This window comes from Angustibacter sp. Root456 (assembly GCF_001426435.1).
In the GTDB taxonomy this organism is placed as follows: domain Bacteria; phylum Actinomycetota; class Actinomycetes; order Actinomycetales; family Angustibacteraceae; genus Angustibacter.
Map to the genome: position 1 here is coordinate 193630 of NZ_LMER01000014.1, position 22854 is coordinate 216483.

Annotated in this window: 25 protein-coding genes; 11 read left to right on the top strand and 14 right to left on the bottom strand. The window is 73.3% G+C overall.

Translation table 11 applies throughout. From position 1 onward, the window contains the following. Positions 1–23: 23 nt before the first annotated feature. The 6 genes from ASD06_RS06090 to ASD06_RS06115 are packed head-to-tail and all read left to right on the top strand — an operon-like array spanning position 24 to position 4903. Positions 24–653, top strand: coding sequence for a biotin transporter BioY (locus ASD06_RS06090; RefSeq protein WP_056674573.1), 630 nt, complete (start codon positions 24–26; stop codon positions 651–653). Beyond that, positions 631–1749, top strand: a complete 1119-nt coding sequence (locus tag ASD06_RS06095; protein ID WP_056674575.1) for a class I adenylate-forming enzyme family protein — start codon at positions 631–633, stop codon at positions 1747–1749. The genes ASD06_RS06090 and ASD06_RS06095 overlap by 23 nt, the downstream gene beginning before the upstream one ends. A gap of 15 nt (positions 1750–1764) precedes the next feature. After that, complete coding sequence (locus ASD06_RS06100; RefSeq protein ID WP_056674576.1) at positions 1765–2379, top strand: trans-aconitate 2-methyltransferase; 615 nt, start codon at positions 1765–1767, stop codon at positions 2377–2379. A gap of 39 nt (positions 2380–2418) precedes the next feature. Next, complete coding sequence (locus ASD06_RS06105) at positions 2419–3627, top strand: thiolase family protein (RefSeq protein WP_056674578.1); 1209 nt, start codon at positions 2419–2421, stop codon at positions 3625–3627. Continuing rightward, positions 3624–4310: an energy-coupling factor ABC transporter ATP-binding protein gene (locus ASD06_RS06110; protein WP_056674580.1), complete on the top strand. Its 687-nt coding sequence runs from the start codon at positions 3624–3626 to the stop codon at positions 4308–4310. Before ASD06_RS06105 ends, ASD06_RS06110 begins: the two co-directional genes overlap by 4 nt. Continuing rightward, positions 4307–4903, top strand: a complete 597-nt coding sequence (locus ASD06_RS06115) for an energy-coupling factor transporter transmembrane protein EcfT (protein ID WP_056674582.1) — start codon at positions 4307–4309, stop codon at positions 4901–4903. The genes ASD06_RS06110 and ASD06_RS06115 overlap by 4 nt, the downstream gene beginning before the upstream one ends. 4 nt (positions 4904–4907) lie before the next feature. Here the strand turns inward: ASD06_RS06115 and ASD06_RS06120 are convergent, their stop codons facing one another. From ASD06_RS06120 to ASD06_RS18810, 3 genes are read right to left on the bottom strand one after another with little or no spacing between them, the layout of a single operon-like run. Further along, complete coding sequence (locus ASD06_RS06120; RefSeq protein ID WP_056674584.1) at positions 4908–5774, bottom strand: ABC transporter permease; 867 nt, start codon at positions 5772–5774, stop codon at positions 4908–4910. After that, positions 5761–6690 carry an ABC transporter ATP-binding protein gene (locus ASD06_RS18805; RefSeq protein ID WP_056674585.1) on the bottom strand — a complete coding sequence of 310 codons (930 nt, stop codon included), beginning with the start codon at positions 6688–6690 and terminating at the stop codon, positions 5761–5763. The genes ASD06_RS06120 and ASD06_RS18805 overlap by 14 nt, the downstream gene beginning before the upstream one ends. Then, the gene (locus ASD06_RS18810) at positions 6687–7802 is read right to left on the bottom strand and encodes a hypothetical protein (RefSeq protein ID WP_056674587.1); all 1116 of its coding nucleotides are present in this window, start codon (positions 7800–7802) and stop codon (positions 6687–6689) included. Before ASD06_RS18810 ends, ASD06_RS18805 begins: the two co-directional genes overlap by 4 nt. A gap of 121 nt (positions 7803–7923) precedes the next feature. Between ASD06_RS18810 and ASD06_RS06135 the strand changes: the two genes are divergently transcribed. Beyond that, positions 7924–8412 (top strand): DUF427 domain-containing protein, encoded by a 489-nt coding sequence (locus ASD06_RS06135; RefSeq protein WP_056674589.1) that lies wholly within the window; start codon positions 7924–7926, stop codon positions 8410–8412. 9 nt (positions 8413–8421) lie between these two features. On the opposite strand, the gene ASD06_RS06140 is transcribed toward ASD06_RS06135, so the two are convergent. The 10 genes from ASD06_RS06140 to ASD06_RS06185 all read right to left on the bottom strand — a co-directional run bounded on the left by ASD06_RS06140 (position 8422) and on the right by ASD06_RS06185 (position 16432). Then, positions 8422–8862 (bottom strand): hypothetical protein, encoded by a 441-nt coding sequence (locus tag ASD06_RS06140; protein ID WP_157371549.1) that lies wholly within the window; start codon positions 8860–8862, stop codon positions 8422–8424. A gap of 205 nt (positions 8863–9067) precedes the next feature. Next, positions 9068–9733 carry an acVLRF1 family peptidyl-tRNA hydrolase gene (locus ASD06_RS06145; protein ID WP_056675073.1) on the bottom strand — a complete coding sequence of 222 codons (666 nt, stop codon included), beginning with the start codon at positions 9731–9733 and terminating at the stop codon, positions 9068–9070. Further along, positions 9730–10074 (bottom strand): metal-sulfur cluster assembly factor, encoded by a 345-nt coding sequence (locus ASD06_RS06150; protein WP_056674592.1) that lies wholly within the window; start codon positions 10072–10074, stop codon positions 9730–9732. The genes ASD06_RS06145 and ASD06_RS06150 overlap by 4 nt, the downstream gene beginning before the upstream one ends. Further along, the gene (sufU, locus tag ASD06_RS06155; protein WP_056674594.1) at positions 10071–10541 is read right to left on the bottom strand and encodes a Fe-S cluster assembly sulfur transfer protein SufU; all 471 of its coding nucleotides are present in this window, start codon (positions 10539–10541) and stop codon (positions 10071–10073) included. Before sufU ends, ASD06_RS06150 begins: the two co-directional genes overlap by 4 nt. Continuing rightward, positions 10541–11818, bottom strand: a complete 1278-nt coding sequence (locus ASD06_RS06160) for a SufS family cysteine desulfurase (RefSeq protein WP_200941949.1) — start codon at positions 11816–11818, stop codon at positions 10541–10543. Before ASD06_RS06160 ends, sufU begins: the two co-directional genes overlap by 1 nt. 50 nt (positions 11819–11868) lie before the next feature. Then, entirely contained in the window at positions 11869–12627 is a 759-nt protein-coding gene (gene sufC, locus ASD06_RS06165; protein WP_056674597.1) for a Fe-S cluster assembly ATPase SufC, read from the bottom strand. Positions 12628–12630: 3 nt separating this feature from the next. Next, positions 12631–13002 carry a non-heme iron oxygenase ferredoxin subunit gene (locus ASD06_RS06170; RefSeq protein ID WP_056674598.1) on the bottom strand — a complete coding sequence of 124 codons (372 nt, stop codon included), beginning with the start codon at positions 13000–13002 and terminating at the stop codon, positions 12631–12633. Continuing rightward, entirely contained in the window at positions 12999–14225 is a 1227-nt protein-coding gene (sufD, locus tag ASD06_RS06175) for a Fe-S cluster assembly protein SufD (RefSeq protein ID WP_082537755.1), read from the bottom strand. The genes ASD06_RS06170 and sufD overlap by 4 nt, the downstream gene beginning before the upstream one ends. 57 nt (positions 14226–14282) lie before the next feature. Beyond that, the gene (gene sufB / locus ASD06_RS06180; protein ID WP_056674599.1) at positions 14283–15734 is read right to left on the bottom strand and encodes a Fe-S cluster assembly protein SufB; all 1452 of its coding nucleotides are present in this window, start codon (positions 15732–15734) and stop codon (positions 14283–14285) included. Further along, positions 15731–16432: a metalloregulator ArsR/SmtB family transcription factor gene (locus tag ASD06_RS06185; protein WP_056674601.1), complete on the bottom strand. Its 702-nt coding sequence runs from the start codon at positions 16430–16432 to the stop codon at positions 15731–15733. The genes sufB and ASD06_RS06185 overlap by 4 nt, the downstream gene beginning before the upstream one ends. An 85-nt stretch (positions 16433–16517) precedes the next feature. Between ASD06_RS06185 and ASD06_RS06190 the strand changes: the two genes are divergently transcribed. The 3 genes from ASD06_RS06190 to ASD06_RS06200 all read left to right on the top strand — a co-directional run bounded on the left by ASD06_RS06190 (position 16518) and on the right by ASD06_RS06200 (position 19295). Next, entirely contained in the window at positions 16518–17450 is a 933-nt protein-coding gene (locus ASD06_RS06190; protein ID WP_056674603.1) for an ABC transporter ATP-binding protein, read from the top strand. Further along, positions 17447–18211 (top strand): ABC transporter permease, encoded by a 765-nt coding sequence (locus ASD06_RS06195; RefSeq protein ID WP_056674605.1) that lies wholly within the window; start codon positions 17447–17449, stop codon positions 18209–18211. The genes ASD06_RS06190 and ASD06_RS06195 overlap by 4 nt, the downstream gene beginning before the upstream one ends. Before the next feature lie 127 nt (positions 18212–18338). Beyond that, positions 18339–19295 (top strand): heme A synthase, encoded by a 957-nt coding sequence (locus tag ASD06_RS06200; protein WP_082537757.1) that lies wholly within the window; start codon positions 18339–18341, stop codon positions 19293–19295. Between the two features lie 124 nt (positions 19296–19419). Here the strand turns inward: ASD06_RS06200 and ASD06_RS06205 are convergent, their stop codons facing one another. Beyond that, the gene (locus ASD06_RS06205) at positions 19420–20355 is read right to left on the bottom strand and encodes a heme o synthase (RefSeq protein WP_056675077.1); all 936 of its coding nucleotides are present in this window, start codon (positions 20353–20355) and stop codon (positions 19420–19422) included. A gap of 218 nt (positions 20356–20573) precedes the next feature. Between ASD06_RS06205 and tkt the strand changes: the two genes are divergently transcribed. After that, the gene (gene tkt / locus ASD06_RS06210; RefSeq protein WP_056674607.1) at positions 20574–22811 is read left to right on the top strand and encodes a transketolase; all 2238 of its coding nucleotides are present in this window, start codon (positions 20574–20576) and stop codon (positions 22809–22811) included. Positions 22812–22854 lie beyond the last annotated feature (43 nt).

Below are 22854 nucleotides of genomic sequence, written 5' to 3' on the forward strand. Positions count from 1 at the left end.
ACGTCCGCGCTAGCCTTCGCGCCATGTCGACGCGGCCGTCAGCAACTCGAGACCTCGCCCTCATCGCCTCGTTCGCGGCTCTCGTGGCCGTACTGGGCCTGCCCGGCTCGGTGAGCCTGTTCGGCAACGCGGTGCCGATCACGCTGCAGACGCTCGGCGTCATGGTCGCCGGCTCCGTGCTCGGCTGGCGACGCGCCCTGCTCGCGCTGCTGACGTTCCTGGCGCTCGTGGCCGCCGGGCTGCCCCTGCTCGCCGGCGGACGCGGGGGACTCGGTGTGTTCGCGGGCCCGAGCGTCGGCTACCTCATCGGCTGGCCGCTCGGTGCGGCTGTCGTCGGATGGCTCGTCGAGCGACGACTCCCCGCCTACCCGGTGTGGTGGGGCCTGCTCGCCAACGTGGTCGGTGGCATCGGCGTCGTCTACCTCGTGGGCGTGCCGGTGCAGGCCGCCATCACGGGAACCTCGTCTGTCGTGGCCACCGCGGTCGCCGCCACGGTGTTCCTGCCCGGCGACATCGCGAAGGCCATCGTGGCGACGCTCGTGGCGGCCGGCGTCCACCGCGGTCACCCGGTGCCGCCCCCCGCGCGGCGCGAGCGGCCGCTGGCTGGCACCACGACCTCGTCGGCCGACCGTGGTCGAGACACCGGAGCCTGATCGGCTGCTCGAGCGGCTCGAGATCCGGCTCGAGGGCCGGCTGCACGCCCCGCTCGCGGTGCTCGACCCCACGTGGCCGCCGCCCCTGCGCGAGCGCGCCCTGACCGACCTGAGCACCGCCCTGCGCGATGGACGGGTCGGCGACGACCACCTGGTGCTCTTCACCTCGGGCTCGTCCGGGCGGCCGAAAGGCGTCGTGCGCACCGTCGAGTCGTGGCGGGCCAGCCTGGAGCCCCTGACCCGGCTCACCGGCGCCACCGACCGGGACGTCGTCTGGCTGCCCCTGCCGCTGACGTCCGGGCTGTCGCTGTACGGCGGGGTGCACGCGCGCGCCGTGGGCGCAGGTGTGGTGACCAGCCCCGTCCACCGGGGGGTACCCCCTGAGGCGACCCTGACGCACGTCGTCCCCGCGATGCTGTCGGACGTCTGCGACGCGGTGGAGCGTGGCACCAGCCGGCTGCGCACTGCGATCGTGGCAGGCGCTGCGCTCGCGCCCGCCCTGCGCCGGCGGGCCGAACGCGCGGGACTCGACGTCCTGGAGTACTACGGGGCCGCCGAGCTGTCGTTCGTCGGCTGGCGCCGCGACGACGGGCCCATGCACGACTTCCCCGGCGCGCAGGTGCGGGTCGCCGACGACGAGCTGTGGGTCCGCTCGCCCTACGCGTGCCTCGGATACCTCGACCCCGCCCACACCGGGCCGTTGCGGGCGGACGGCGAGTGGCGCACTGTCGGCGACCGCGCACACCGCGACGGCCAGGGCTGGCGAGTCCTGGGCCGCGGCGACGCCGCCGTCGCGACCGGCGGCCACACCGTGGTGGCCGAGGAGCTCGAAGCCGCCATCCACGAGCTTCCGGGAGTCCGCGACGTCGCGGTCGTCGGCCTCCCGCACGGCCGGCTGGGCCAGGTCGTGGCGGCCGTGGTCGTCGTCGCCGCGGGCGTACGGCGAGCCGACCTGGTGTCCGGGCTGCGGCCCCTGCCCTCGTGGAGTCGTCCGGTGCACTGGCTGCGCGCCGAGCACCTGCCTCGCACATCGACCGGCAAGCTGGCGCGGACGGACGTCGCCTCCGCCGCCCGCACACTGCCACCGCTTGCCTGACGGGACACTCGAACCATGGCCGATCACGACCCGTCGCACTGGAACCGCTACAACGCGAAGCAGGCCCGAAGGGCCGTGCGGCCGCTGCTGGTCGACGCACTCACTCATGCGGGAGGCGGCCCGGGCCGGGTGGCGCTCGACATCGGCTGCGGTGCCGGGATCGAGACGCGATGGCTGCTCGAGAACGGCTGGACGGTGCACGCCCTCGACGCCGACCAGCAGTCCTTGGACGCGTTGAACCGCACCGTCGCCCCGGCTGGGACGCGTGAGCGCCTGCGCACGTCGGTCGTGGATCTCAATGACCTCCCCTGTCTGCCCACCGCCGACCTCGTCTACTCCGGGTACGCGCTGCCGTTCACCGATCCCGCGCACTTCGGCGCGATGTGGCGCAGGGTCAGGGAGGCGCTCGCACCGGGAGGGGTCCTTGCGGTCAACGTCTTCGGAGACCATGACTCGTGGGCGAACTCAGGCACCGGGACGTTCCTGGCCGAGGCGCAGTGCCTCTCGCTGCTCGACGGCCTGCAGATTCTCCGCTTCGACGTCGAGGACGAGGACGGCATGGCATTCAGCGGACCCAAGCACTGGCACGTCTTCGACATCATCGCCCGGCGTCCAGGCCCGTCGTCCTGAGACGGAGCACCCCCTCTCGTCCGTCTACGCTGGCAGCCGATGCCCCCCGCCTCCTTCACCCTGTGCGACGACGTCCGCGACGCCCGCTCCCCCGTCGTCGTTGCGGCGCGTCGCACCCCGGTCGGCACGGCCGGTCGCTCGCTCGCGGCGTACGACGTCACCGCCCTCAGCGTGCCGGTGCTGCGAGCCCTGGTGAGTGACCTGGCGAGTGACCCGGCCGATGCGGCAGGCCACGTGCCTGTCGACGAGGTGGTGCTCGGCAACTGCATGGGCCCCGGCGGTGACCCGGCCCGCGTGGCTGCGCTGGCTGCCGGTCTCGGCCTGAACGTGCCCGGCGTGACCCTCGACCGGCAGTGCGGCAGCGGGCTCGAGGCGATCGCCCAGGCCGCCACCCACGTCGCCGTCGCCGGTGGCGTCGTGCTCGCCGGTGGCGTCGAGAGCGCCAGCACGGCGCCCACCCGACTGGCGCTGCTGCCGGACGGCAGGCGAGAGCCGTACGACCGCGCCCGCTTCGCCCCGGACGAGTACGGCGACCCCGGCATGGGCGAGGCCGCTGACGCGCTCGCGACCGCCCGCGGGATCACGCGGGAGCGACAGGACGCCTACGCCGCCCGCTCGCACGCGCTCGCGGTGGCCGCGCAGGCGACAGGCGTCTTCGAGCCGGAGCTGGTCGCGGTCGGCGCCGTCAAGGCCGATGAGCGCCCGCGACCGGGGCTGGACGGCGCGCGGCTGGCCCGCTTCCGGCCGGCGTTCACCCCGGACGGCACCGCCACCGCCGGCAACTCCTGCGGCATCAGCGACGGTGCGGCAGCGGTCGCCGTGGTCGACGAGGCGACGCGCGCGCACCTCGGTCTGCCGGGGCTCGCCGTCCGGGCCGTCGCAGCCATCGGCGTCGACCCGCGCCTGCCCGGACTCGGGCCGGTGCCAGCCGTGCAGGCGGTGCTCGACGTCTGCGGGCTGTCGATCGCCGACGTCGGCGCCCTGGAGATCACGGAGGCCTTCGCCGCGCAGGTGCTCGCCAGCACCGACGCCTGGGGTCTTGACCCTCTCGGCGGCCCGGGTGAGCAGGTCGTGTGCACCCAGGGCGGTGCCATCGCCCTCGGGCACCCTTGGGGTGCCAGCGGCGCCCTGCTCGTCGTGCGGCTGTTCAGCCGCATGGTGCGCCAGGACGGCCCGCGGTACGGGGTGGCGACGTGTGCAGTCGGCGGCGGCCAGGGTGTGGCCCTGCTGGTGGAGCGGGTCGGATGATCCGGCTGTCCGGCGTCCAGCACGCGTACGGCGACACGGTGGTGCTCGACGGCATCGACCTCGCGCTCACCGAGCAGCGCATCGGCGTCGTCGGTGCCAACGGCTCGGGCAAGTCGACGCTGGCGCGCCTGCTCAACGGTCTCGTCCTGCCCTCGAGTGGCTCGGTGACGGTCGACGGTCTCGACACCCGGCGCGACGGCGCCGCCGTCCGCCGGCAGGTCGGCTTCGTCTTCACCGACCCCGACGCGCAGATCGTCATGCCCACGGTGGCCGAGGACATCCAGTTCTCGTTGCGCCGCAAGCAGCTCAGCCGAGGTGAACGGCAGGCGCTCGTCGCCGACGCTCTCGAGCGCTACGGCCTCTCCGGCCTCGGCGACCGCCCGGCGCACCTGCTCTCGGGCGGCCAGAAGCAGCTGCTCGCCCTCGCCGCCGTACTCGTCACCGAGCCCTCGGTGCTCGTCTGCGACGAGCCGACGACGCTGCTCGACCTACGCAACAGCCTGCGCGTCGCGGAGCTCATCGCCGCGCTGCCGCAGCAGGTGGTGATGGTGACGCACCAGCTCGAGCTGCTGGCCGACTACGACCGCGTGATCGTCGTCGACCAGGCACGCGTGGCGTTCGACGGCGCGCCGGCTGAGGCGATCAGCTGCTATCGCGGCCTCATGCAGGCGGCCGGGCGATGATCGGCCTGTACCGACCCGGTTCGTCGCTCCTGCACCGCGCTCCGGCCGGCCTGCTGCTCGGGCTGCTCCTGGCGGGGACGACCACCTTGGTCGTGGCCCGGCGCCCGCTCGCCGTCGCGGTGGCAGCCGGCGTGGTCGTGGTCGGCTACGCGCTCGCAGCGGTCCCGCCGTCCGTGGCGCTCGCTCAGCTGTGGCCGATGCGCTGGTTCGTGGTGCTGCTGGTCCCGCTGCAGTGGTGGTCGGGCGGGTGGCGCCAGGTGGTGGTCGTGGTCGGCACCATGCTCGTCACGGTCGCGGCCGCCGCGCTGGTCACGCTCACCACGAGGGTGTCGGACATGCTCGACGTCTGCGTGCGCGTGCTGGGCCCGACACGGCGGCTCGGCGTCGACCCCGAGCGGGTCGGGCTCACCCTCGCGCTCACCGTGCGCGCCGTGCCCGTGCTGGCCGACACCTTCGCCCAGGCGCGCGACGCCCGCCGTGCGCGCGGTCTCGAGCGCAGCCCGCGCGCCCTGCTCGTGCCCCTCGTGCTGCGTACGCTGCGGCACGCCGACCGGCTGGGTGAGGCACTCGCCGCCCGCGGCGTCGACGACTGATCGCTCAGGCGAGCACGTCGCGCGTGGTCATGCGCGCCCAGGCGGCCGCGCCGAACACGGCGACGTAGACGGCCTGCAGACCGAGGCCCTGCAGCATCACCGACGTCTCCACCGGCTGGCGCAGCAGGTCACCGAACGCCAGCCAGTAGTGCGTCGGCAGCCACGGGTGGATCGCCGACACCTGCGGGATGGCGTCGAGGATCTGGCTCGTGATCGCCAGGCCGACGGTCGTGGCCATGGCGGCGATCGGCACGTCGGTGAGCGTCGACACGAACAGGCCGATCGCACTCAGCCCGGCCAGCGACAGCCCCACGTACGCGGCCACACCGAGGCCACGGACGAGCGCGTCGGCGGCCGTGATGGTGCCGCCCGACAGCAGCGCCACGTCGCGCAGCGGGAACAGCAGCGCGCCGACGACACCACCGACGACGGCCACCGTGAACGCGGCGAGCACCCCGAACACCAGCGCGGTCACGAGCTTCACCAGCACCAGCCGGGCGCGGCCGGCGGGCGCCACGAGCAGGTACCGCAACGTGCCCATCTGGGCCTCGCCCGCGATGCTGTCGCCCGCCACGACCCCGATGGCCAAAGGCAGGAACAGCGGCAGCTCGACCGTCAGCGCCGTGAAGGCGATGAACAGGCCGTTCTGCGTCACGTCCGACAGGAACGGCGGCCCCTCGGAGGGGCTCGACGGGCCGCCGAACGAGCGCACGACCACGCCGATGAGCACCGGCACCGCCGCCAGCACGACGAGTCCGGCTCGGATGCGCAGACGGCCGAGCAGCAGGCGCAGCTCGCTGCGCAGCAACCGCCACGTGGCGCCGACGGGTGATCCGGAGCCGACCGCCGAAGTCGCCTCAGCCCGCGACATCGAAGCCCTCCCCCGTCAGCGCCACGAAGGCGTCCTCCAGCGACGGACGCTCGACCACGAGCCCCTGCACCCGGACGCCGGCGGCCACGAGCGCGGCGCACGCCTGGTCGACCTCCACCGCCCCGACCGGTGCGCTCACCGTGTGGTCGAGCCGGACGACGTCCGCGAACCCCAGGCGCTCAAGGGTCTGCCCGGCCACGCTGGCGTCAGGCGTGGTCACCACGAGCCGGCTGCTGACGGCTGCCCGCAGCCGCTCGACCTCGCCGTCCGCGACGAGCCGGCCGCGTGACAGGACGGCGGCGTGCGTGCAGATCTGCTCGACCTCGGCCAGCAGGTGGCTCGACACGAACACCGTGGTGCCCTCGTGCGCGAGCTCGCGCACCAGCGCTCGCACCTCGCGGGTGCCCTGGGGGTCCAGGCCGTTGGTCGGCTCGTCGAGCACCAGCAGGTCGCGCGGGCGCAACAACGCCGCTGCGATACCGAGCCGCTGGCGCATGCCCAGGGAGTACGCGCGGTAGCGCTTGTCGCGCGCGGCGGTCAGCCCCACGCGCTCGAGCGCGGTGTCGATGCGGGCGCCCCGCGTGCGAGGCGCCGCGGTGGCGTCGGCCGCGTCGAGCCGCTCGAGGTTCTCGGCTCCGGTGAGGAAGGGGTAGCAGGCCGGCCCCTCGATGAGCGCCCCCACCCGCGGCAGCGTCGACTGCCACCCTGCAGGCATGGGCGCCCCGAGCAGCGACACTTCACCGGACGTCGGCGCGATCAGCCCCAGCACCATGCGGATCGTCGTGGTCTTGCCGGAGCCGTTCGGCCCCAGGAACCCGTACACCGTGCCCTCGGGCACGTCCAGGTCGAGCTGGTCGACCGCGATCTGCCCCCCGCGGAACCGCTTGGTGAGAGCGGTCGTCGAGATCGCGCTCATCCGCTGGCGCGCGCCGTGCGGATGAGCTCGTCCGGGGTGACGGCACCCACGTACAGGTGCCCGTCGGCAGTCAGCAGCACGCTCACCAGCCGGGTGGTCAGCAGCCGGCCCCCACCGGGCAGCCGGTCGCCCGGCACCGGCCGCGAGGCCCGCAGCAGCGTCGCGAGCAGGGGACTCGCGGGCTGCTCGGATCCGCCCGACGCCGAGGGCTGCGGCGCCGTCGACCGTACGACGGTGGTCCAGCCGTTGCCGAACGTCCGCACCGGCGCGGCGCCGGACGGCGCCGACCTCTGGGCATCGTGCGTGGGCATCGTGACGTCCCGCACCGATGAGCCCGGAGGGGGGCTGAACCGGAACGTCGACGCCGCCGGGCTGCGCAGACTCAGGCGAGTGAAGCCGATGTCGACCGCCGCGGCCCCGCCGCTGCGCGGCGTCACGACGGTACGCAGCACCAGCCCGGTGCGGGCGTCGACGTAGACGTCGACCGACCCGACCAGGCTGACCGCGTCCCGCGGCTGCAGGCGCAGGTCGTAGGCGTCGCGCCCCGCCACGGTGGCCGGACGACCCACCGAGACCTTCGTGGTCGGCGACACCGCGGCCAGTGCCCGCTCGGCCGCCTGCTGCGGCGTCAAGGGCAGGTGCATCGCCAGGTCGCCAGGAGCGCCCGGCACATCCGGCAGGGCCGTGGCCTGCGACGACGACGGCAGCACCGTGCGCGTCACCGTGCGCGTCGTGCTGTTCCAGGTCCAGAGGGTCGACCGGTCGTGCACGAGGCTGGCCTGGGTGAGCGGGCCCACCAGGTCGACGCGCTGGCGCTGCGGCCCGTCGAGGTAGACGCGCAGCGTCTGGGTTCCCGTGAGCAGCGACGACCAGTCGAGGCCGCCCCGCTGCGGCAGCGCGGGCACGCCGAGGTCGGTCGTCGAGCGCACCGTGCCGCTGAGCGTCGAGACCCTCGCCGTCTGCACCTTCACCAGCAGGTCGCGCGCCGTGAGCGACGGCAGGTGCGGGCGGTCGTTCGCCGCCTGGGCGCTCACCTGAGCGCCGCCCGCGACCGCTGCCGCGATCACGACAGGGGCGGCCCACCGGGCGTGGCGCGCTGAGAGACCGAGCATGGTTCCACTGTCCGTCACCGCCGCGGGCACGGCAACCACCAGCGGTGGAGATGCTGTGTGGAGGCGATACCGGATCGTTGCGACCTCGGCGGCCGCTGCACCACGCAGCGACCATGGACGCGTGGCAGACGACCTGGACCGCCGGACGGAGTCCGTGTGGGACTACCCCCGCCCGCCCGTCGTCGTGCCCTCGCACGAGCGCGTGGTCGTCGAGGTGGAGTCCCACGTCGTGGCCGAAACCAGCCGGTCGCTGCGGGTGCTGGAGACCAGCCACCCACCGGTCTACTACCTGCCCACCGACGCCGTCGCCCCCGGCGTCCTGCGGCCGGTGACCGGCACCACGTGGTGCGAGTTCAAGGGTTCGGCGTCCTACTTCGACGTGGTGTGCGCGAGCGGTCGGGTGATCCCCCGCGCGGCCTGGCACTACCCCCGACCCCCCGCGGGCTACGAGACCCTGATCGGCCACGTCGCTTTCTACCCCGGCCTGATGGACCGCTGCACCGTCGACGACGAGCTGGTCGTCGCCCAACCTGGCGACTTCTACGGCGGCTGGATCACCAGCAGGGTCACGGGACCCTTCAAGGGCGGCCCGGGCACGCGCGGCTGGTAGCGAGGGCGCTCAGCCCTGCCAGGACTCCAGATCGGCCCGCTGTCGCACGAGCTCGGGCGGTGAGTCGTAGTAACCGATCAGGGCGTCGAGGGCCTCGAGCGTCAGCCGCTTCCCGGCGTCGTCGATGTGACCCGACAGCCGAAGCAGGGTGAAGGCCGCCGCGACGATCGTCACTGCGGCGTCGACCGGCCCGCCCGCCCGCGGGACCGGGCTCTCCTCCGGAGTGCCCAGCCCGGCGGCGACCTCCGACATCCCGGCGCCCTCGATGAGGTCCGCCACCGTCGTGTCGGGGCCGAGCTCACCGCGACGCTCGTCCCACTCGTAGAGCATGTCGGAGCCTTCGTCCGTGCCGAACGGCGCGAACTCCCCGGCCGGGTCCTCGTAGACGGGATCGGAGAAGTGGGCCGTGAAGGCCGGCACCGCCTCCGGCAGCTGCTCATCATCGGACATCGACGCCCCCTGCGTTGCTGACGTCCGCCGGTCGGCGGAGACCACGGGACCGGAGTCTACGCATCCGGTGATGAGGGCGACGGCCATGACGGCGGCGACCCAGCCGACGACCTGAGGCACGGTTCGTTGCGGCGGTGGCACGCTGGCGACATCGACAGAGCGGCACGCAGGCTTGAGGCGGCGCCGGGCCGCTCGACCGTCCGGCTCAGGCGTTGGTGACGAGCACCTCGACGGCGAGGGCGCGGTCGACGGCCGCGCGCAGCACGTCGGCCCGCGGATCAGGCACGTCGAGGTGGCGCGGCGCGCGAACGGCCGCCAGGTCACTCAGGCGCGACTGCGCGAGCAGTTGATCGACCAGCGTGCGGTCGCCGCCAGTGACCAGGCAGGTGCCGGTCTCGACGCTGCGGCCGTCGTCGCCCAGCGCGAGCCGGACCACGACGTCGGCCACGGAATCCAGCAAGGCGGCCGCCTGGTTGTCGCGCCGCCGGGCGAAGCGCTGCTGTGACCACCCGCCTGCGGCGGTGCGCGACTGCACGTAGCGGCTTCCCACCTTCGACGCCGTGAGCCGGCCCTCTCGCACGACGCCGACCGCGTAACCGCCCCGGCGCACGAGCACGACGACCAGTGGCGACGGCGCCTTCTGCACGTGCTGCACCAGGACGGCGACGGCGTCCGGCTCGAGCGCGCCAGGGACGAGCGGGAGCAGCGGCGACAGCACGGCGGTCGACCCGTCGGCGGCGAGCAGGTGCACCGCCCCGCCGGTGACCCGGCTCTGCGCGGGCCCGTGCCGCTCGACGAAGCCGTCGACCCAGCGCCGCACCCTCTGGGGAGCGACCTCGACGCGTCGGGGCGCCGGTTGCGGTGCGCTCAGAGGTTGAAGCCCAGCGCGCGCAGCTGCTCGCGGCCGTCGTCGGTGATCTTGTCGGGACCCCACGGAGGCATCCACACCCAGTTGATGCGGTACCCGGTGGTGAGCCCCTCGAGCGCCTGCGCGGTCTGGTCCTCGATGACGTCGGTCAGCGGGCAGGCAGCGCTGGTGAGCGTCATGTCGATGACGGCGTGGGCGTTGTGGTCGACGGTGACTCCGTAGACGAGTCCGAGGTCGACGACGTTGATGCCGAGCTCGGGGTCGACGACGTCGTGCAGCGCCTCCTCGACGTCGGCCACGGTCGGCGGGGTGCCGCCGGTCGTGCTGGTGGCGGTGTCGGTCATCGGACGATCTCCTCTGCTGGCTGCGGCTGTCGGTCAGCTGCTCGGTGCAACGCGTCCTGCAACGCCATCCATCCGAGCAGGGCGCACTTGACGCGAGCGGGGTACTGCGCCACGCCGGCGAGCGCGACGCCGTCGCCCAGCACGTCCTCGTCGCCGGGGTCGGCGCCGCGGCTGGTGAGCATGGCGCGCATGGCCTCGTGCACGTGCTCGACCTCGGCCACGGGCTGTCCCGCCACGAGGTCGTGCAGCACCGAGGCCGAGGCGGTGCTGATGGCACAGCCCATGGCGTCGTACGACACGTCCTGGACGACGGGCACGCCGTCGACGTCAGCCACGTGCACGCGCAGGGTCACCTCGTCGCCGCACGTCGGGTTCACGTGGTGCACCTCGGCGTCGAACGGCTCGCGCAGCCCGGCCCCGTGGGGGCGCTTGGAGTGCTCGAGGATGAGCTCCTGGTACAGGTCCATCAGGCCGCTCCGAAGACGGTGCGGACGTGGTCGAGGCCGCGCACGAGCGCACCGACCTCGTCGAGGGTCGAGTACGGCCCGAACGACGCCCGCGTCGTGGCGGCGACGCTGTAGCGCCGGTGCAGCGGCCAGGCGCAGTGGTGGCCCACGCGGACGGCGATTCCGAGGTCGTCGAGCACCTGACCCACGTCGTGGGCGTGCACGTCGTCGACGACGAACGACACCGCTCCCCCGCGCTCGTGCGTCGACGTCGGCCCGATGACGCGCACCCAGGGCCGCTGCGCGAGCTCGGCGAGCAGCGTCTCGGTGAGCAGGTGCTCGTGCGCGGCGACGCGCGCCATCCCGGTGCCGTCCGGCCCCAGACCGCGCAGGTAGTCGACGGCGGCGTGCAAGCCGACCGCCTGGGCCGCCATGGGCACGCCGGCCTCGAAGCGCTGCGGCGGCGGGGCGTAGGTGGAGCCCTCCATGCGCACGATCTCGATCATCGACCCGCCGGTGAGGAACGGCGGCATGGCGCTCAGCAGCTCGCTGCGGCCCCACAGCACCCCGACCCCGGACGGGCCGAGCATCTTGTGGCCCGAGAACGCCGCGAAGTCGACGTCGAGGCCGGCGAGGTCGACCGGCAGGTGCGGCACCGACTGGCAGGCGTCGAGCAGCACGAGGGCGCCCACCTGCCGGGCTCGGGCCACGATCGGTGCGACTGGGTTGATCGTGCCGAGGACGTTCGAGGCGTGCACGAAGGCCACGAGCTTCGTGCGCTCGGTGACCACCTCGTCGAGGTCGTCGAGCGCGAGCCGGCCCTCGTCGTCCAGGCCGAGCCAGCGCAGCGTCGCCCCGGTGCGCCGGCACAGCTCCTGCCAGGGCACGAGGTTCGCGTGGTGCTCCATCTCGGTGACCACGATCTCGTCGCCCGGGCCGACGACGAAGCGCGCAGCGTCGGGGCCGGCTGTCGCCGCGTTGCTCATGGCGTACGCGACGAGGTTGATCGCCTCCGTGGCGTTCTTGGTGAACACCACCTCGTCAGCGGGCACCCCGACGAACCCGGCCACCGCGGCCCGCGCCGCCTCGAAGGCGTCCGTGGCCTCCTCGGCGAGCTGGTGCGCGCCGCGGTGCACAGCGGCGTTGTGCTGCTCGTAGAACGACCGCTCGGCGTCGAGCACCTGGCGCGGCTTCTGCGACGTCGCGCCGGAGTCGAGGTAGACCAGCGGGTGGCCACCGCGCACCGTGCGCGACAGGATCGCGAAGTCCGCGCGCAGGCGCGCGACCTCGTCGGCCATGAACGCCGAGGCCGGCACGACGGCAGGGGCAGCCGTGACGGCGCTCATCGTCAGGCCTTCGCCGGCAGGAACCGGTCGTAGCCCTCGTTCTCGAGCCGGTTGGCCAGCTCGGGGCCGCCCTCCTCGGCGATGCGGCCGTCGACGAAGACGTGCACGTGGTCGGGCGTGATGTAGCGCAGGATGCGCGTGTAGTGCGTGATCAGCAGGACGCCGACCTCGCCGCCCTCGCGCACGCGGTTGACGCCCTCGCTCACGATCTTCAGCGCGTCGACGTCCAAGCCCGAGTCGGTCTCGTCGAGGACGGCGAACTTCGGCTTGAGCAGCTCCATCTGCAGGATCTCGTGCCGCTTCTTCTCACCACCGGAGAAGCCCTCGTTGACGTTGCGCTCGGCGAACGCCGGGTCCATGCGCAGCTCGGCCATCGCGGCCTTGACGTCCTTGGTCCAGGTGCGCAGCTTCGGCGCCTCGCCGTCGATGGCCGTCTTGGCGGTGCGCAGGAAGTTCGACACCGTGACCCCCGGCACCTCCACGGGGTACTGCATCGCGAGGAACAGCCCGGCCCGAGCCCGCTCGTCGACGGACATGGCCAGCACGTCCTCGCCGTCGAGGGTGACCGAGCCGGAGGTGACGGTGTACTTCGGGTGGCCGGCGATCGAGTAGGCGAGGGTCGACTTGCCCGAACCGTTGGGGCCCATGATCGCGTGGGTCTCACCCGACCGGACGGTCAGGTCGACGCCGCGCAGGATCTCCTTGGTGCCCTGCTCGGTGTCGACGCTGACGTGCAGGTCGCGGATCTCGAGAGTGGCCATGCGTCAGTGCTCCTTGCTCGTGGTGGCGGCAGCGTCGCTGCCGGCGGTGGGGGCGTTCAGGGGGGCCGTGACGTCGACGTGCACGACGTCGCCCTCGATCCGCACGGGGTAGACGTCGACCGGCTGGGTCGCGGGCAGCGCGGTCGGCTGGCCGGTGCGCAGGTCGAAGCGCGACCCGTGCAGCCAGCACTCGATCGTGCAGTCCTCGACCTCGCCCTCCGACAGCGAGACCTCCGCGTGCGAGCACACGTCGTCGATGGCGTGGATCGAGCCGTCCTCGGCGCGCACGACGCTGACCGGCTGGTCGTTGATCACCACCTGCACCGCGCCGACGTCGGGCAGGTCGTCGAGGTGGACGGCGGGCTCGAAGCTCATGCGAGCACCTCCGCCGGCCCCATCGCGCTCTCGAGCTCGGCCTCGATGGCCGCCATGAGCTGGTCCTGCACGTCCGGCACACCGATCTGGTGGATCAGGTCGGCGAAGAAACCGCGCACGACCAGTCGTCGGGCCTCGGACTCGCTGATCCCCCGGGCCTGCAGGTAGAAGAGCTGCTCGTCGTCGAAGCGACCCGTGGCGCTGGCATGGCCCGCGCCCTCGATCTGGCCCGTCTCGATCTCGAGGTTCGGCACCGAGTCGGCGCGTGCACCGTCGGTGAGCACGAGGTTGCGGTTGAGCTCGTAGGTGTCGGTCCCCTCGGCCGCCGCGCGGATCAGCACGTCGCCCACCCACACCGTGCGCGCGGTCTCGCCCTGCAGCGCACCCTTGTAGGTGACGCGGCTGCGGCAGTGGGGGGCCGTGTGGTCGACGAACGAGCGGTGCTCGAGGTGCTGGCCGGCGTCGGCGAAGTACACACCGAGCAGGGTGGCGTCGCCGCCCGGGCCGGCGTACCGCACCGTGGCGTTGAGGCGAACGACCTTGCCACCGAGCGTGACGGCCACGTGCTTGACGCGGGCGTCGCGGCCGACGAGGACGTCCTGCTGACCGAGGTGGATCGCGTCGTCGTCCCAGCGCTGCAGGCTCACCACGGTGAGGTCCGCACCGTCGCCGACGACGATCTCGAGGTTGCCGACGTGCTCGCCGGTGCCCACGTGGTCGACGACGACGATGGCCCGCGAGTGGCGGCCGGCCTCGATCACCAGGTGGCTGTTGGCGCGACCGTGGGCGCCCCTCAGCGTCACGCGCACCGGCTCGGTGAGGTCGGCGTCGGCGGGGATCAGCAGGTGCCGGGCGTCCGGCGTGCCGGCGGAGGCCAGCGCCGCCGCGCGGTCACCGGGAACCAGCGCCGTGCCGCGAGCGCCTTCGCCCGGTGCCAGCGTGCCCACCTGGACGCCGTCGGCTCCCGCGACCTCGACCTGCAGGGCGCCGTCGGTGGACGGTCGCTCCTCCAGGGCCCCGCGCAGCAGGTCCATCGGCGTGAAGCGCCACTCCTCCTCGCGCCCCACGGGCATCGGGAAGTCGGCGACGTCGAACGACGTGCGTCGCTCAGCGCGCGAGGTCTCGGGAACGACGTCGCTGCGGTAGGTGCCCGCGCCGTGCGAGTGGGCCTTGAGGCCGTGCTGCGCCGGCGCGTCGGCCTGGCTGGTGATCGTCTCGGTCATGCCGGTGCTCGTGCTCCGCTTCTGGTCGTGGTGAAGGGCAGGTGGGGGTGCGCGGCGTCAGCCGACCGCGCCCTCCATCTGCAGCTCGATGAGCCGGTTGAGCTCCAGGGCGTACTCCATGGGCAGCTCGCGCGCGATGGGCTCGACGAACCCGCGCACGATCATCGCCATCGCCTCGTCCTCGGCCATGCCGCGCGACATGAGGTAGAAGAGCTGGTCCTCGCTGACCTTCGACACCGTGGCCTCGTGGCCCATCGACACGTCGTCCTCGCGGACGTCGACGTACGGGTAGGTGTCGGAGCGGCTGATCGTGTCGACGAGCAGCGCGTCGCAGCGCACGGTGGACGCCGAGTGGTGAGCGCCCTCGAGCACCTGCACCAGCCCGCGGTAGGAGGTGCGGCCACCGCCGCGGGCGACCGACTTGCTGATGATCGAGGACGACGTGTGCGGCGCGGCGTGCACCATCTTGGCGCCGGCGTCCTGGTGCTGGCCCTCGCCGGAGAAGGCGATCGACAGGGTCTCGCCCTTGGCGTGCTCGCCGAGCAGGTAGACGGCCGGGTACTTCATCGTCACCTTGGAGCCGATGTTGCCGTCGACCCACTCCATGGTGGCGCCCTCGGCGGCGGTGGCCCGCTTGGTGACCAGGTTGTAGACGTTGTTCGACCAGTTCTGGATGGTCGTGTACCGCACGCGGGCGTTCTTCTTGACGATGATCTCGACGACCGCGCTGTGCAGCGAGTCCGAGGAGTAGATCGGCGCCGTGCAGCCCTCGACGTAGTGGATGTAGGAGCCCTCGTCGGCGATGATCAGCGTGCGCTCGAACTGGCCCATGTTCTCGGTGTTGATCCGGAAGTAGGCCTGCAGCGGGATGTCGACGTGCACGCCCGGCGGGACGTAGATGAACGAGCCCCCCGACCACACCGCGGTGTTGAGCGAGGCGAACTTGTTGTCGCCCACCGGGATCACGGAGCCGAAGTACTCGCGGAAGATGTCCTCGTGCTCGCGCAGGCCGGTGTCGGTGTCGACGAAGATGACGCCCTTCTCCTCCAGGTCCTCACGGATCTGGTGGTAGACGACCTCCGACTCGTACTGCGCGGCGACGCCGGCGACGAGGCGCTGCTTCTCGGCCTCGGGGATGCCGAGCTTGTCGTAGGTGCGCTTGATGTCCTCGGGCAGGTCCTCCCAGCTCTGGGCCTGCTTCTCGGTGGAGCGCACGAAGTACTTGATGTTGTCGAAGTCGATGCCGGTGAGGTCGCTGCCCCACGCCGGCATGGGCTTCTTGCCGAACAGCCGCAGGCCCTTGAGCCGCATCTTCAGCATCCACTCGGGCTCGTTCTTGAGCGCCGAGATGTTGCGGACGACGTCCTCGGACAGACCGCGCTGCGCGGTGGCGCCGGCGGTGTCGGAGTCCGCCCAGCCGAAGGCGTACCGGCCCAGGCCCTCGATCTCGCGCTGGGTGGCCTCGGGCACGTGCGAGGTCTGCGCGCCGCTCGTGGGGGTGGTGGTCATGGGGTGGTCCTTCCCTCGGGTGAGTCGGGCAGGGTGCTGCGGGTGGGGACGTGGGTGGTGCAGACGTGAGCGCCGCCGGCCAGCGTGGCCAGACGCTGGACGTGCACGCCCAGCAGGCGGGAGAACACCTCGGTCTCGGCGTCGCACAGCTGCGGGAACCGCTCGGCGACGTGCTGCACCGGGCAGTGACCCTGGCACAGCTGCGCACCGACGTCCCCTGCGGGGGTGGTCACGGGGCGGGTGGACGCCGCATAACCATCGGCCGCGAGAGCCTCGGCCAGCGCCTCGGCGCGGTCGGCGACGGCGCTACCGGCCGCCTCCACCACGGGGGCGTACCGGTGCTCCAGGTCGGCGACGCGCCGGGCGGCGAACCCCTCGACCGCGCTGGGGCCGAGCTGCTCGGCGAGGTAGGCCAGAGCCGAGGCGGCCAGGTCGTCGTACGCGGTGGTCATGGACGCGTGCCCGGCGTCGGTGAGGACGTAGGCCCGGGCCGGACGCCCCCGGCCTCGCACGGCCGACGGCCGAGGTTCGCGAGCGAGCACCAGCCCGGCCTCCTCGAGCGCGTCGAGGTGGCGGCGGACGGCGGCCGGCGTGAGGCCGAGCGTGCAGGCGACCTCCGCGGCCGTCACCGGACCGTGCTCGAGCACGGCCCGCGCGACGCGGTCGCGGGTCTGGGTCGTCGCGTCCTGCAATTGCACAACGCCATTGTGACCTAATTCGGCGCGCGCCTCAAACGCGGGGTGCCCGACGGCGCGTTCTGCGCCCCGACCTACACTCCGGGGCATGCCCGCCCGACCCGACGACGCCGTCGTCGTCCGTGGTCTGGAGCGCTCCTACGGACGCGTGCGCGCCGTCGACGGAATCGACCTCACCGCCCGCCGGGGTGCGGTCACCGCGGTGCTCGGGCCCAACGGCGCCGGCAAGACCACGACGGTCGAGTGCTGCGAGGGTCTGCGGCGCCCGGACGCCGGCACCGTGCGGGTGCTCGGCGCCGATCCCCTCACCGCCGACGCGCACCACCGGGCCCACGTGGGGGTCATGCTGCAGGACGGCGGCCTGCCGATGGGCGCCCGCGCGCTGCAGCTGCTCGAGCACGTCGCCCGGCTGCACGCGCACCCGCTGCCCGTCGGCGAGCTGGCCGAGCGACTCGGCGTCGACGGCTTCGCGGGGACGGCGGTGCGCCGGCTCTCGGGTGGCCAGCGCCAGCGCGTCGCCCTGGCCTGCGCCGTCGTCGGCCGCCCCGAGGTCGTGTTCCTCGACGAGCCGAGCGCCGGCCTCGACCCGCACGCCCGGCTCGCCGTCTGGGACCTCATCGCCGAGGTGCGCGACGGCGGCGCGTGCGTGGTGCTCACCACGCACCTGATGGACGAGGCCGAGCGCCTGGCCGACGACGTCGTCGTGGTCGACGGCGGCCGCGTGGTCGCAGCCGGCACGCCCACCGAGCTCACCGGCGGCACCGAGCACGGGGAGTCCGTGCGCTTCACCTCGGTGCCGCGCCTGGACCTGTCGAGCCTGCGCGCGGCCCTGCCCGCCGACGTGGAGGTCGGCGAGCCACGGCCCGGCGAGTACGTCGTGCGCGGGCACGTCGACCCGCGCGTGCTGTCGACCGTGACCTCGTGGTGCGCCGCCCACGGCCTCATGGCCCAAGGGCTCACCGTGGGTCGCCGCTCGCTCGAGGACGTGTTCCTCGACCTCACCGGACGAACCCTTCGATGAGCGCGCCGTCAGCCACCGGCCCGGCTCCGGCGCCCGCGCCGCAGCGCGTGCTCGCCCAGGCGCGGTTCGAGACCAGCGTCCTGCTGCGCAACGGCGAACAGCTCCTCGTGGCCATCGTCCTACCCGCGCTCGCGCTGGTGGGGCTCACCCTCGCCCACGTCCCCGACCTCGGCGGGGGGCGGCGGATCGACGTCGTGTCCCCCGGCGTCCTGGCCCTGGCGGTGATGTCGACGGCGTTCACCGGCCAGGCCATCCAGACCGGCTTCGACCGCCGGTACGGCGTCCTGCGGCTGCTCGGCACCACCCCGCTCGGCCGCGGCGGCCTGCTGGTGGGCAAGGCGCTGGCCGTCCTCGTCGTCGAGGCGATCCAGGTGGTGGTGCTGGGAGGCCTCGGGCTGGCGCTCGGCTGGCACCCGCACTGGGCAGGCGTGCCGGTGGCGCTGCTCATCGGCGTGCTCGGCACCTGGGCGTTCGTGGCGCTGGCTCTGCTGCTGGCCGGCACGGTGCGCGCCGAGGCCGTGCTCGCCGTGGCCAACCTCGTGTGGGTGCTGCTGCTCGCGGCGGGGGCCGTGGTGGTGCCCGCGCGCACGCTCCCGGCCGGCCTGGAGGCGGTGGCCTCGTGGCTGCCGTCCGGGGCGCTGGGCGAGGGTCTGCGGGCGGCCCTGACCCACGGCGGGGTCGACCTGCGCGCGCTGCTGGCGCTCACGCTGTGGGGCGCGGTCGGCACCGTCGCCGCCCGCCGCCTCTTCCGCTGGTCCTGACCCGAACCAGCTGCCCCACCCGCCCCTGCCCCCTCGTGCACTTCGGATCCACTGTGCCCGGGTGGGGCCGTCGCGGCGGCGGGGGCGTCGCGGGGGCGGGCGGTCGGGGCGCCGTACGCTGGACGGCGTGACCGCCGTGTCCTCGCGCCCCACCACCCCACCGGCCCCCGACGCCGACCCGCGCTGGGTGGCCCTCGAACGGCTCGTGCGTCCGGTGCTCATCGCCAACCTCGTGGTCGAGGTCGGCATCGTCGTCACGGGCGGCCTCGTCCGGCTCACCGGCTCGGGTCTCGGCTGCCCCACGTGGCCGCAGTGCGTGCCCGGCTCGTACACGCCCGTCGTGCACCAGCCGCAGGGCATCCACAAGTACATCGAGTTCGGCAACCGCACGTTGACCGGCGTCGTCGGGATCGCCGCGCTCGTCGCCCTGGCACTCGTCGCGGCGGTCGTGTGGCGCAGACGCCGGCCCCGCCGACTCCTGGCGGTCGCCGCCCTACCCCTGGTCGGCGTCGTCGTCCAGGCGGTGCTCGGCGGGATCACCGTGCTGACCCACCTGCACCCCGCCACGGTGGCGGCGCACTTCCTGGTGTCGATGGGGCTCATCGCGGCGTCCAGCTACCTGCTGTGGCGGTTCACCGAGCCGGACGGCGCCCCGCACCCGGTCGTGCGGCGCGAGATCACCCTGCTGGCCTGGACCCTCACGGCCCTGACGTTCGTGGTGCTGCTGCTCGGCACGGTGGTCACCGGCTCGGGCCCGCACTCCGGTGACGCGGTCGCACCGGCCCGCTTCGGCCTCGACCCCCGGGCGATGAGCTGGCTGCACTCGGACTCGGTGCTGCTCTGGTTCGGCGTCCTGCTCGCGATCCTCGTGGCGCTGCGCCTGACCGCCGCGCCGCAGCCGGCGCAGCGGGCCGCCCTCTGGGTGCTCGCCGTCGGCGTCCTCCAGGGCGTCATCGGGTACGTGCAGTACCTCACCGGCCTGCCGGTCGTGGCGGTGATGCTGCACATGCTGGGCGCCAGCCTGCTCGTCGTCGTGGTCACGCGCCTGCTGATGACGCTCCGCGAGCGCGCTCCGCTGGCCTGACCTCGCCGTCGCGTGGTGGCGGCGCATCACCGGCGATGCCCACGCACCACGCAGGGCGGTCCGAGCGCCGGACGCGTCCCGCTCACTGAGCGGCACAGCCGGAGCGTACGCCGGCCGCCGAGACTCAGAAGCGGATGAAGGGGTCGACCGCGACGGCCACGAAGAGCAGGCTGACGTACGTGATCGAGTAGTGGAACAGCCGCATCGGCTTGAGCTTCGCCCCGACGACGCCGGCCTTGGCGCGGCTCAGCAGCCGGTGCGCCTCGAGCAGGAACACCCCGCCGAGCACCACGGCACTGACCGCGTACACCGGGCCCGTCGGTGCCACCGGCACCAGGACCAGTGACGCCAGCACCATGCCCCAGGAGTAGAGCACCACCTGACGCGCCACCGACACGTCCGACGCGACGACCGGCAGCATGGGGACGCCCGCCGTGGCGTAGTCGTCCTCGAAGCGCATCGACAGCGGCCAGTAGTGCGGGGGCGTCCACAGGAAGATCACCATGAACAGCACGAACGGCGCCCAGGCCAGCGACCCGGTGACGGCGGCCCAGCCGATGAGCACCTGCATGCACCCCGCGGCGCCGCCCCACACGATGTTCTGCGGAGTGCGCCGCTTGAGCAGCAGCGTGTAGACGAAGACGTAGAACAGGTGCGCCGCGAGCGCCAGCCCCGCGGCCAGCCAGTTGACGAGCAGCCCCAGCCACAGCACCGACAGCACACCCAGCACGACGCCGAACACGACCGCCTCGCGCGGCGTGACCTCGCCCGTCGCGAGGGGACGGCGGCGGGTGCGGTGCATGACCTGGTCGATGTCGCGGTCGATGTAGCAGTTCAGCGTGTTGGCGCTGCCGGCCGCCATGGTGCCGCCGACGAGGGTCGCGACGACGAGCCAGGCGGGTGGCAGACCGCCAGCCGCGAGGAACATGGTGGGCACCGTCGTGACGAGCAGCGTCTCGATGATGCGCGGCTTGGTCAACGCGACGTACGCCCGGACGGTCCGTCCCACCGAGCGACGCGAGGTCGCCACCAGGGTGGGGTGGGAGTCGGTCGCGGTCACGAGGTCCTCAGATGCGCTGGACGGCAAGGCGTCGGACGTCATCTGCGCGACGTACTCGACCCGACCATGCTAGCGGCGGCCGTCCGCTGACCGGGCACCGGATGCGCTCGGCACGCACCGGACTAGGCTCGACCTGGTGCGCAATGAGGCGCTCCCGCCCGCTCCTGATCTTGTCCGGAGCCCCCGCACCCCTCATCCCACCGACGAGAGGACCCCTCGTGAGCGACCCCACGACCCAGCCCGGCGCCGACCACACCCCCGGGCGCCGTTCCGCCGAGCTCTCGGCGCCGGTCGTGGCCCGCACGGGGTGGACCGACACCGACGTTCGCGCGGTCGACACGGTCCGCGTCCTGGCCGCCGACGCCGTCCAGAAGGTCGGGAACGGCCACCCCGGCACGGCCATGAGCCTGGCCCCCGTGGCCTACCTGCTGTTCCAGAACGTCATGCGCCACGACCCGGCCGACGACCAGTGGCTCGGCCGCGACCGGTTCGTGCTCTCGTGCGGCCACTCGAGCCTCACCCTCTACATCCAGCTCTTCCTGTCGGGCTACGGCCTGGAGCTCAGTGACCTGGAAGCCTTGCGCACGTGGGGTTCCAAGACGCCGGGCCACCCCGAGTACCGCCACACCCGCGGCGTCGAGATCACCACCGGCCCGCTCGGGCAGGGCCTGGCCAGCGCGGTCGGCATGGCGATGGCCGCCCGCCGTGAGCGCGGTCTGCTCGACCCGGACGCCGCCCCCGGCCAGAGCCCGTTCGACCACCACGTCTACGTGCTGTGCTCGGACGGCGACATCATGGAGGGCGTCACCTCGGAGGCCAGCTCGCTGGCTGGGCACCAGCAGCTCGGCAACCTCGTCGTCATCTACGACCAGAACCACATCTCGATCGAGGACGACACCGACGTGTCGTTCAGCGAGGACGTCGCCAAGCGCTACGAGGCCTACGGCTGGCACGCGCAGACCGTCGACTGGACCACGACCGGCGAGTACGTCGAGGACGTCGACGCGCTGCTCGCCGCCGTCGAGGCGGCCAAGGCCGAGACCCACCGCCCGTCGTTCATCGCGCTGCGCACGATCATCGGCTGGCCGGCGCCGAACAAGCAGAACACCGGCAAGGCCCACGGCTCGGCGCTCGGCGATGACGAGGTGGCGGCCACCAAGCGCGCGCTGGGCTTCGACCCCGACCGCACGTTCCAGGTGGACGACGACGTGCTGGCTCGCGCTCGCGAGGTGAAGGACCGCGGCCGGGCGGCGCACGAGCAGTGGCAGGGCGCCTACGACCAGTGGCGCGCTGACAACCCCGACCGGGCCAAGCTGCTCGACCGGCTGAGCGCCGTCGAGCTGCCCGAGGGCTGGGCCGAGGCGCTGCCGACGTTCGAGCCCGACCCCAAGGGCATGGCGACGCGCAAGGCCTCCGGCGAGGTGCTGTCCGCCCTCGCGCCCGTGCTGCCCGAGCTGTGGGGCGGCTCGGCCGACCTCGCCGAGAGCAACAACACGACGATGGCGGGCGAGCCGTCCTTCATCCCGGCCGACCGCCAGACCAAGGACTGGCAGGGCGGGCCGTACGGCCGCACCCTGCACTTCGGCATCCGCGAGCACGCCATGGGCTCGATCCTCAACGGCATCGCGCTGCAGAGCCTGACGCGGCCGTACGGCGGCACGTTCCTGGTGTTCAGCGACTACATGCGCCCCGCGGTCCGCCTGGCGGCGCTGATGAAGCTGCCCGTCACCTACGTCTGGACGCACGACTCGATCGGCCTGGGTGAGGACGGCCCGACGCACCAGCCGGTCGAGCACCTGGCGGCGCTGCGGGCCATTCCCGGCCTGGACGTCGTCCGGCCGGCCGACGCCAACGAGACCTCGTGGGCGTGGCGCACGATCCTCGAGCACCACGACCGGCCGGCAGGGCTGGTGCTGAGCCGGCAGAACCTGCCCGTCTTCGACCGTGGCGAGGGCGGGATGTCTCCCGCAGACGGGGTCGCCCGCGGCGGCTACGTGCTGGCCGAGGCCGACGGCGGGACGCCCCAGGCGATCCTGGTCGCCACCGGCTCCGAGGTACAGCTCGCCGTCGCCGCGCGCGAGCAGCTGCAGGCCGAGGGCACGCCGACGCGCGTCGTCTCGATGCCCTGCCGCGAGTGGTTCGAGGCGCAGTCGCAGGACTACCGCGACGAGGTGCTGCCCCCGTCCGTGCGCGCTCGGGTGAGCGTCGAGGCCGGTGTGGCGCAAGGGTGGCGCGACGTCGTCGGCGACGCCGGTCGCACCATCTCGCTGGAGCACTTCGGCGCCTCGGCGGACTACCAGACCATCTTCCGCGAGTTCGGCATCACCGCCGAGGCCGTCGCCCAGGCCGCCCGCGAGAGCCTGGCCGCCGCCCGCGGCGACCTCGCCGACGTGCGCCCCGGCGGTGAGCACGACACCTCCGCCCCCACCCAGGGCGGCACCGGCGACCGCCCCTGAGCGACGCCGTCCCCCGACCCCACACCCTGACCCCAGCCTCTTT

What these genes read in the sequence shown, in the direction of transcription:
- ASD06_RS18805 (WP_056674585.1), bottom strand. Translation starts at nt 6,690, where the DNA reads ATGAGCGCGATCTCGACGACCGCTCTCACCAAGCGGTTCCGCGGGGGG.
- sufU (WP_056674594.1), bottom strand. Translation starts at nt 10,541, where the DNA reads ATGGACCTGTACCAGGAGCTCATCCTCGAGCACTCCAAGCGCCCCCAC.
- ASD06_RS06160 (WP_200941949.1), bottom strand. Translation starts at nt 11,818, where the DNA reads ATGGCCGACGAGGTCGCGCGCCTGCGCGCGGACTTCGCGATCCTGTCG.
- ASD06_RS06115 (WP_056674582.1), top strand. Translation starts at nt 4,307, where the DNA reads ATGATCGGCCTGTACCGACCCGGTTCGTCGCTCCTGCACCGCGCTCCG.
- ASD06_RS06090 (WP_056674573.1), top strand. Translation starts at nt 24, where the DNA reads ATGTCGACGCGGCCGTCAGCAACTCGAGACCTCGCCCTCATCGCCTCG.
- ASD06_RS06120 (WP_056674584.1), bottom strand. Translation starts at nt 5,774, where the DNA reads ATGTCGCGGGCTGAGGCGACTTCGGCGGTCGGCTCCGGATCACCCGTC.
- ASD06_RS06100 (WP_056674576.1), top strand. Translation starts at nt 1,765, where the DNA reads ATGGCCGATCACGACCCGTCGCACTGGAACCGCTACAACGCGAAGCAG.
- sufD (WP_082537755.1), bottom strand. Translation starts at nt 14,225, where the DNA reads ATGACCGAGACGATCACCAGCCAGGCCGACGCGCCGGCGCAGCACGGC.
- ASD06_RS06170 (WP_056674598.1), bottom strand. Translation starts at nt 13,002, where the DNA reads ATGAGCTTCGAGCCCGCCGTCCACCTCGACGACCTGCCCGACGTCGGC.
- ASD06_RS18810 (WP_056674587.1), bottom strand. Translation starts at nt 7,802, where the DNA reads ATGCTCGGTCTCTCAGCGCGCCACGCCCGGTGGGCCGCCCCTGTCGTG.
- sufB (WP_056674599.1), bottom strand. Translation starts at nt 15,734, where the DNA reads ATGACCACCACCCCCACGAGCGGCGCGCAGACCTCGCACGTGCCCGAG.
- ASD06_RS06190 (WP_056674603.1), top strand. Translation starts at nt 16,518, where the DNA reads ATGCCCGCCCGACCCGACGACGCCGTCGTCGTCCGTGGTCTGGAGCGC.
- ASD06_RS06195 (WP_056674605.1), top strand. Translation starts at nt 17,447, where the DNA reads ATGAGCGCGCCGTCAGCCACCGGCCCGGCTCCGGCGCCCGCGCCGCAG.
- ASD06_RS06105 (WP_056674578.1), top strand. Translation starts at nt 2,419, where the DNA reads ATGCCCCCCGCCTCCTTCACCCTGTGCGACGACGTCCGCGACGCCCGC.
- sufC (WP_056674597.1), bottom strand. Translation starts at nt 12,627, where the DNA reads ATGGCCACTCTCGAGATCCGCGACCTGCACGTCAGCGTCGACACCGAG.
- ASD06_RS06110 (WP_056674580.1), top strand. Translation starts at nt 3,624, where the DNA reads ATGATCCGGCTGTCCGGCGTCCAGCACGCGTACGGCGACACGGTGGTG.
- ASD06_RS06140 (WP_157371549.1), bottom strand. Translation starts at nt 8,862, where the DNA reads ATGTCCGATGATGAGCAGCTGCCGGAGGCGGTGCCGGCCTTCACGGCC.
- ASD06_RS06150 (WP_056674592.1), bottom strand. Translation starts at nt 10,074, where the DNA reads ATGACCGACACCGCCACCAGCACGACCGGCGGCACCCCGCCGACCGTG.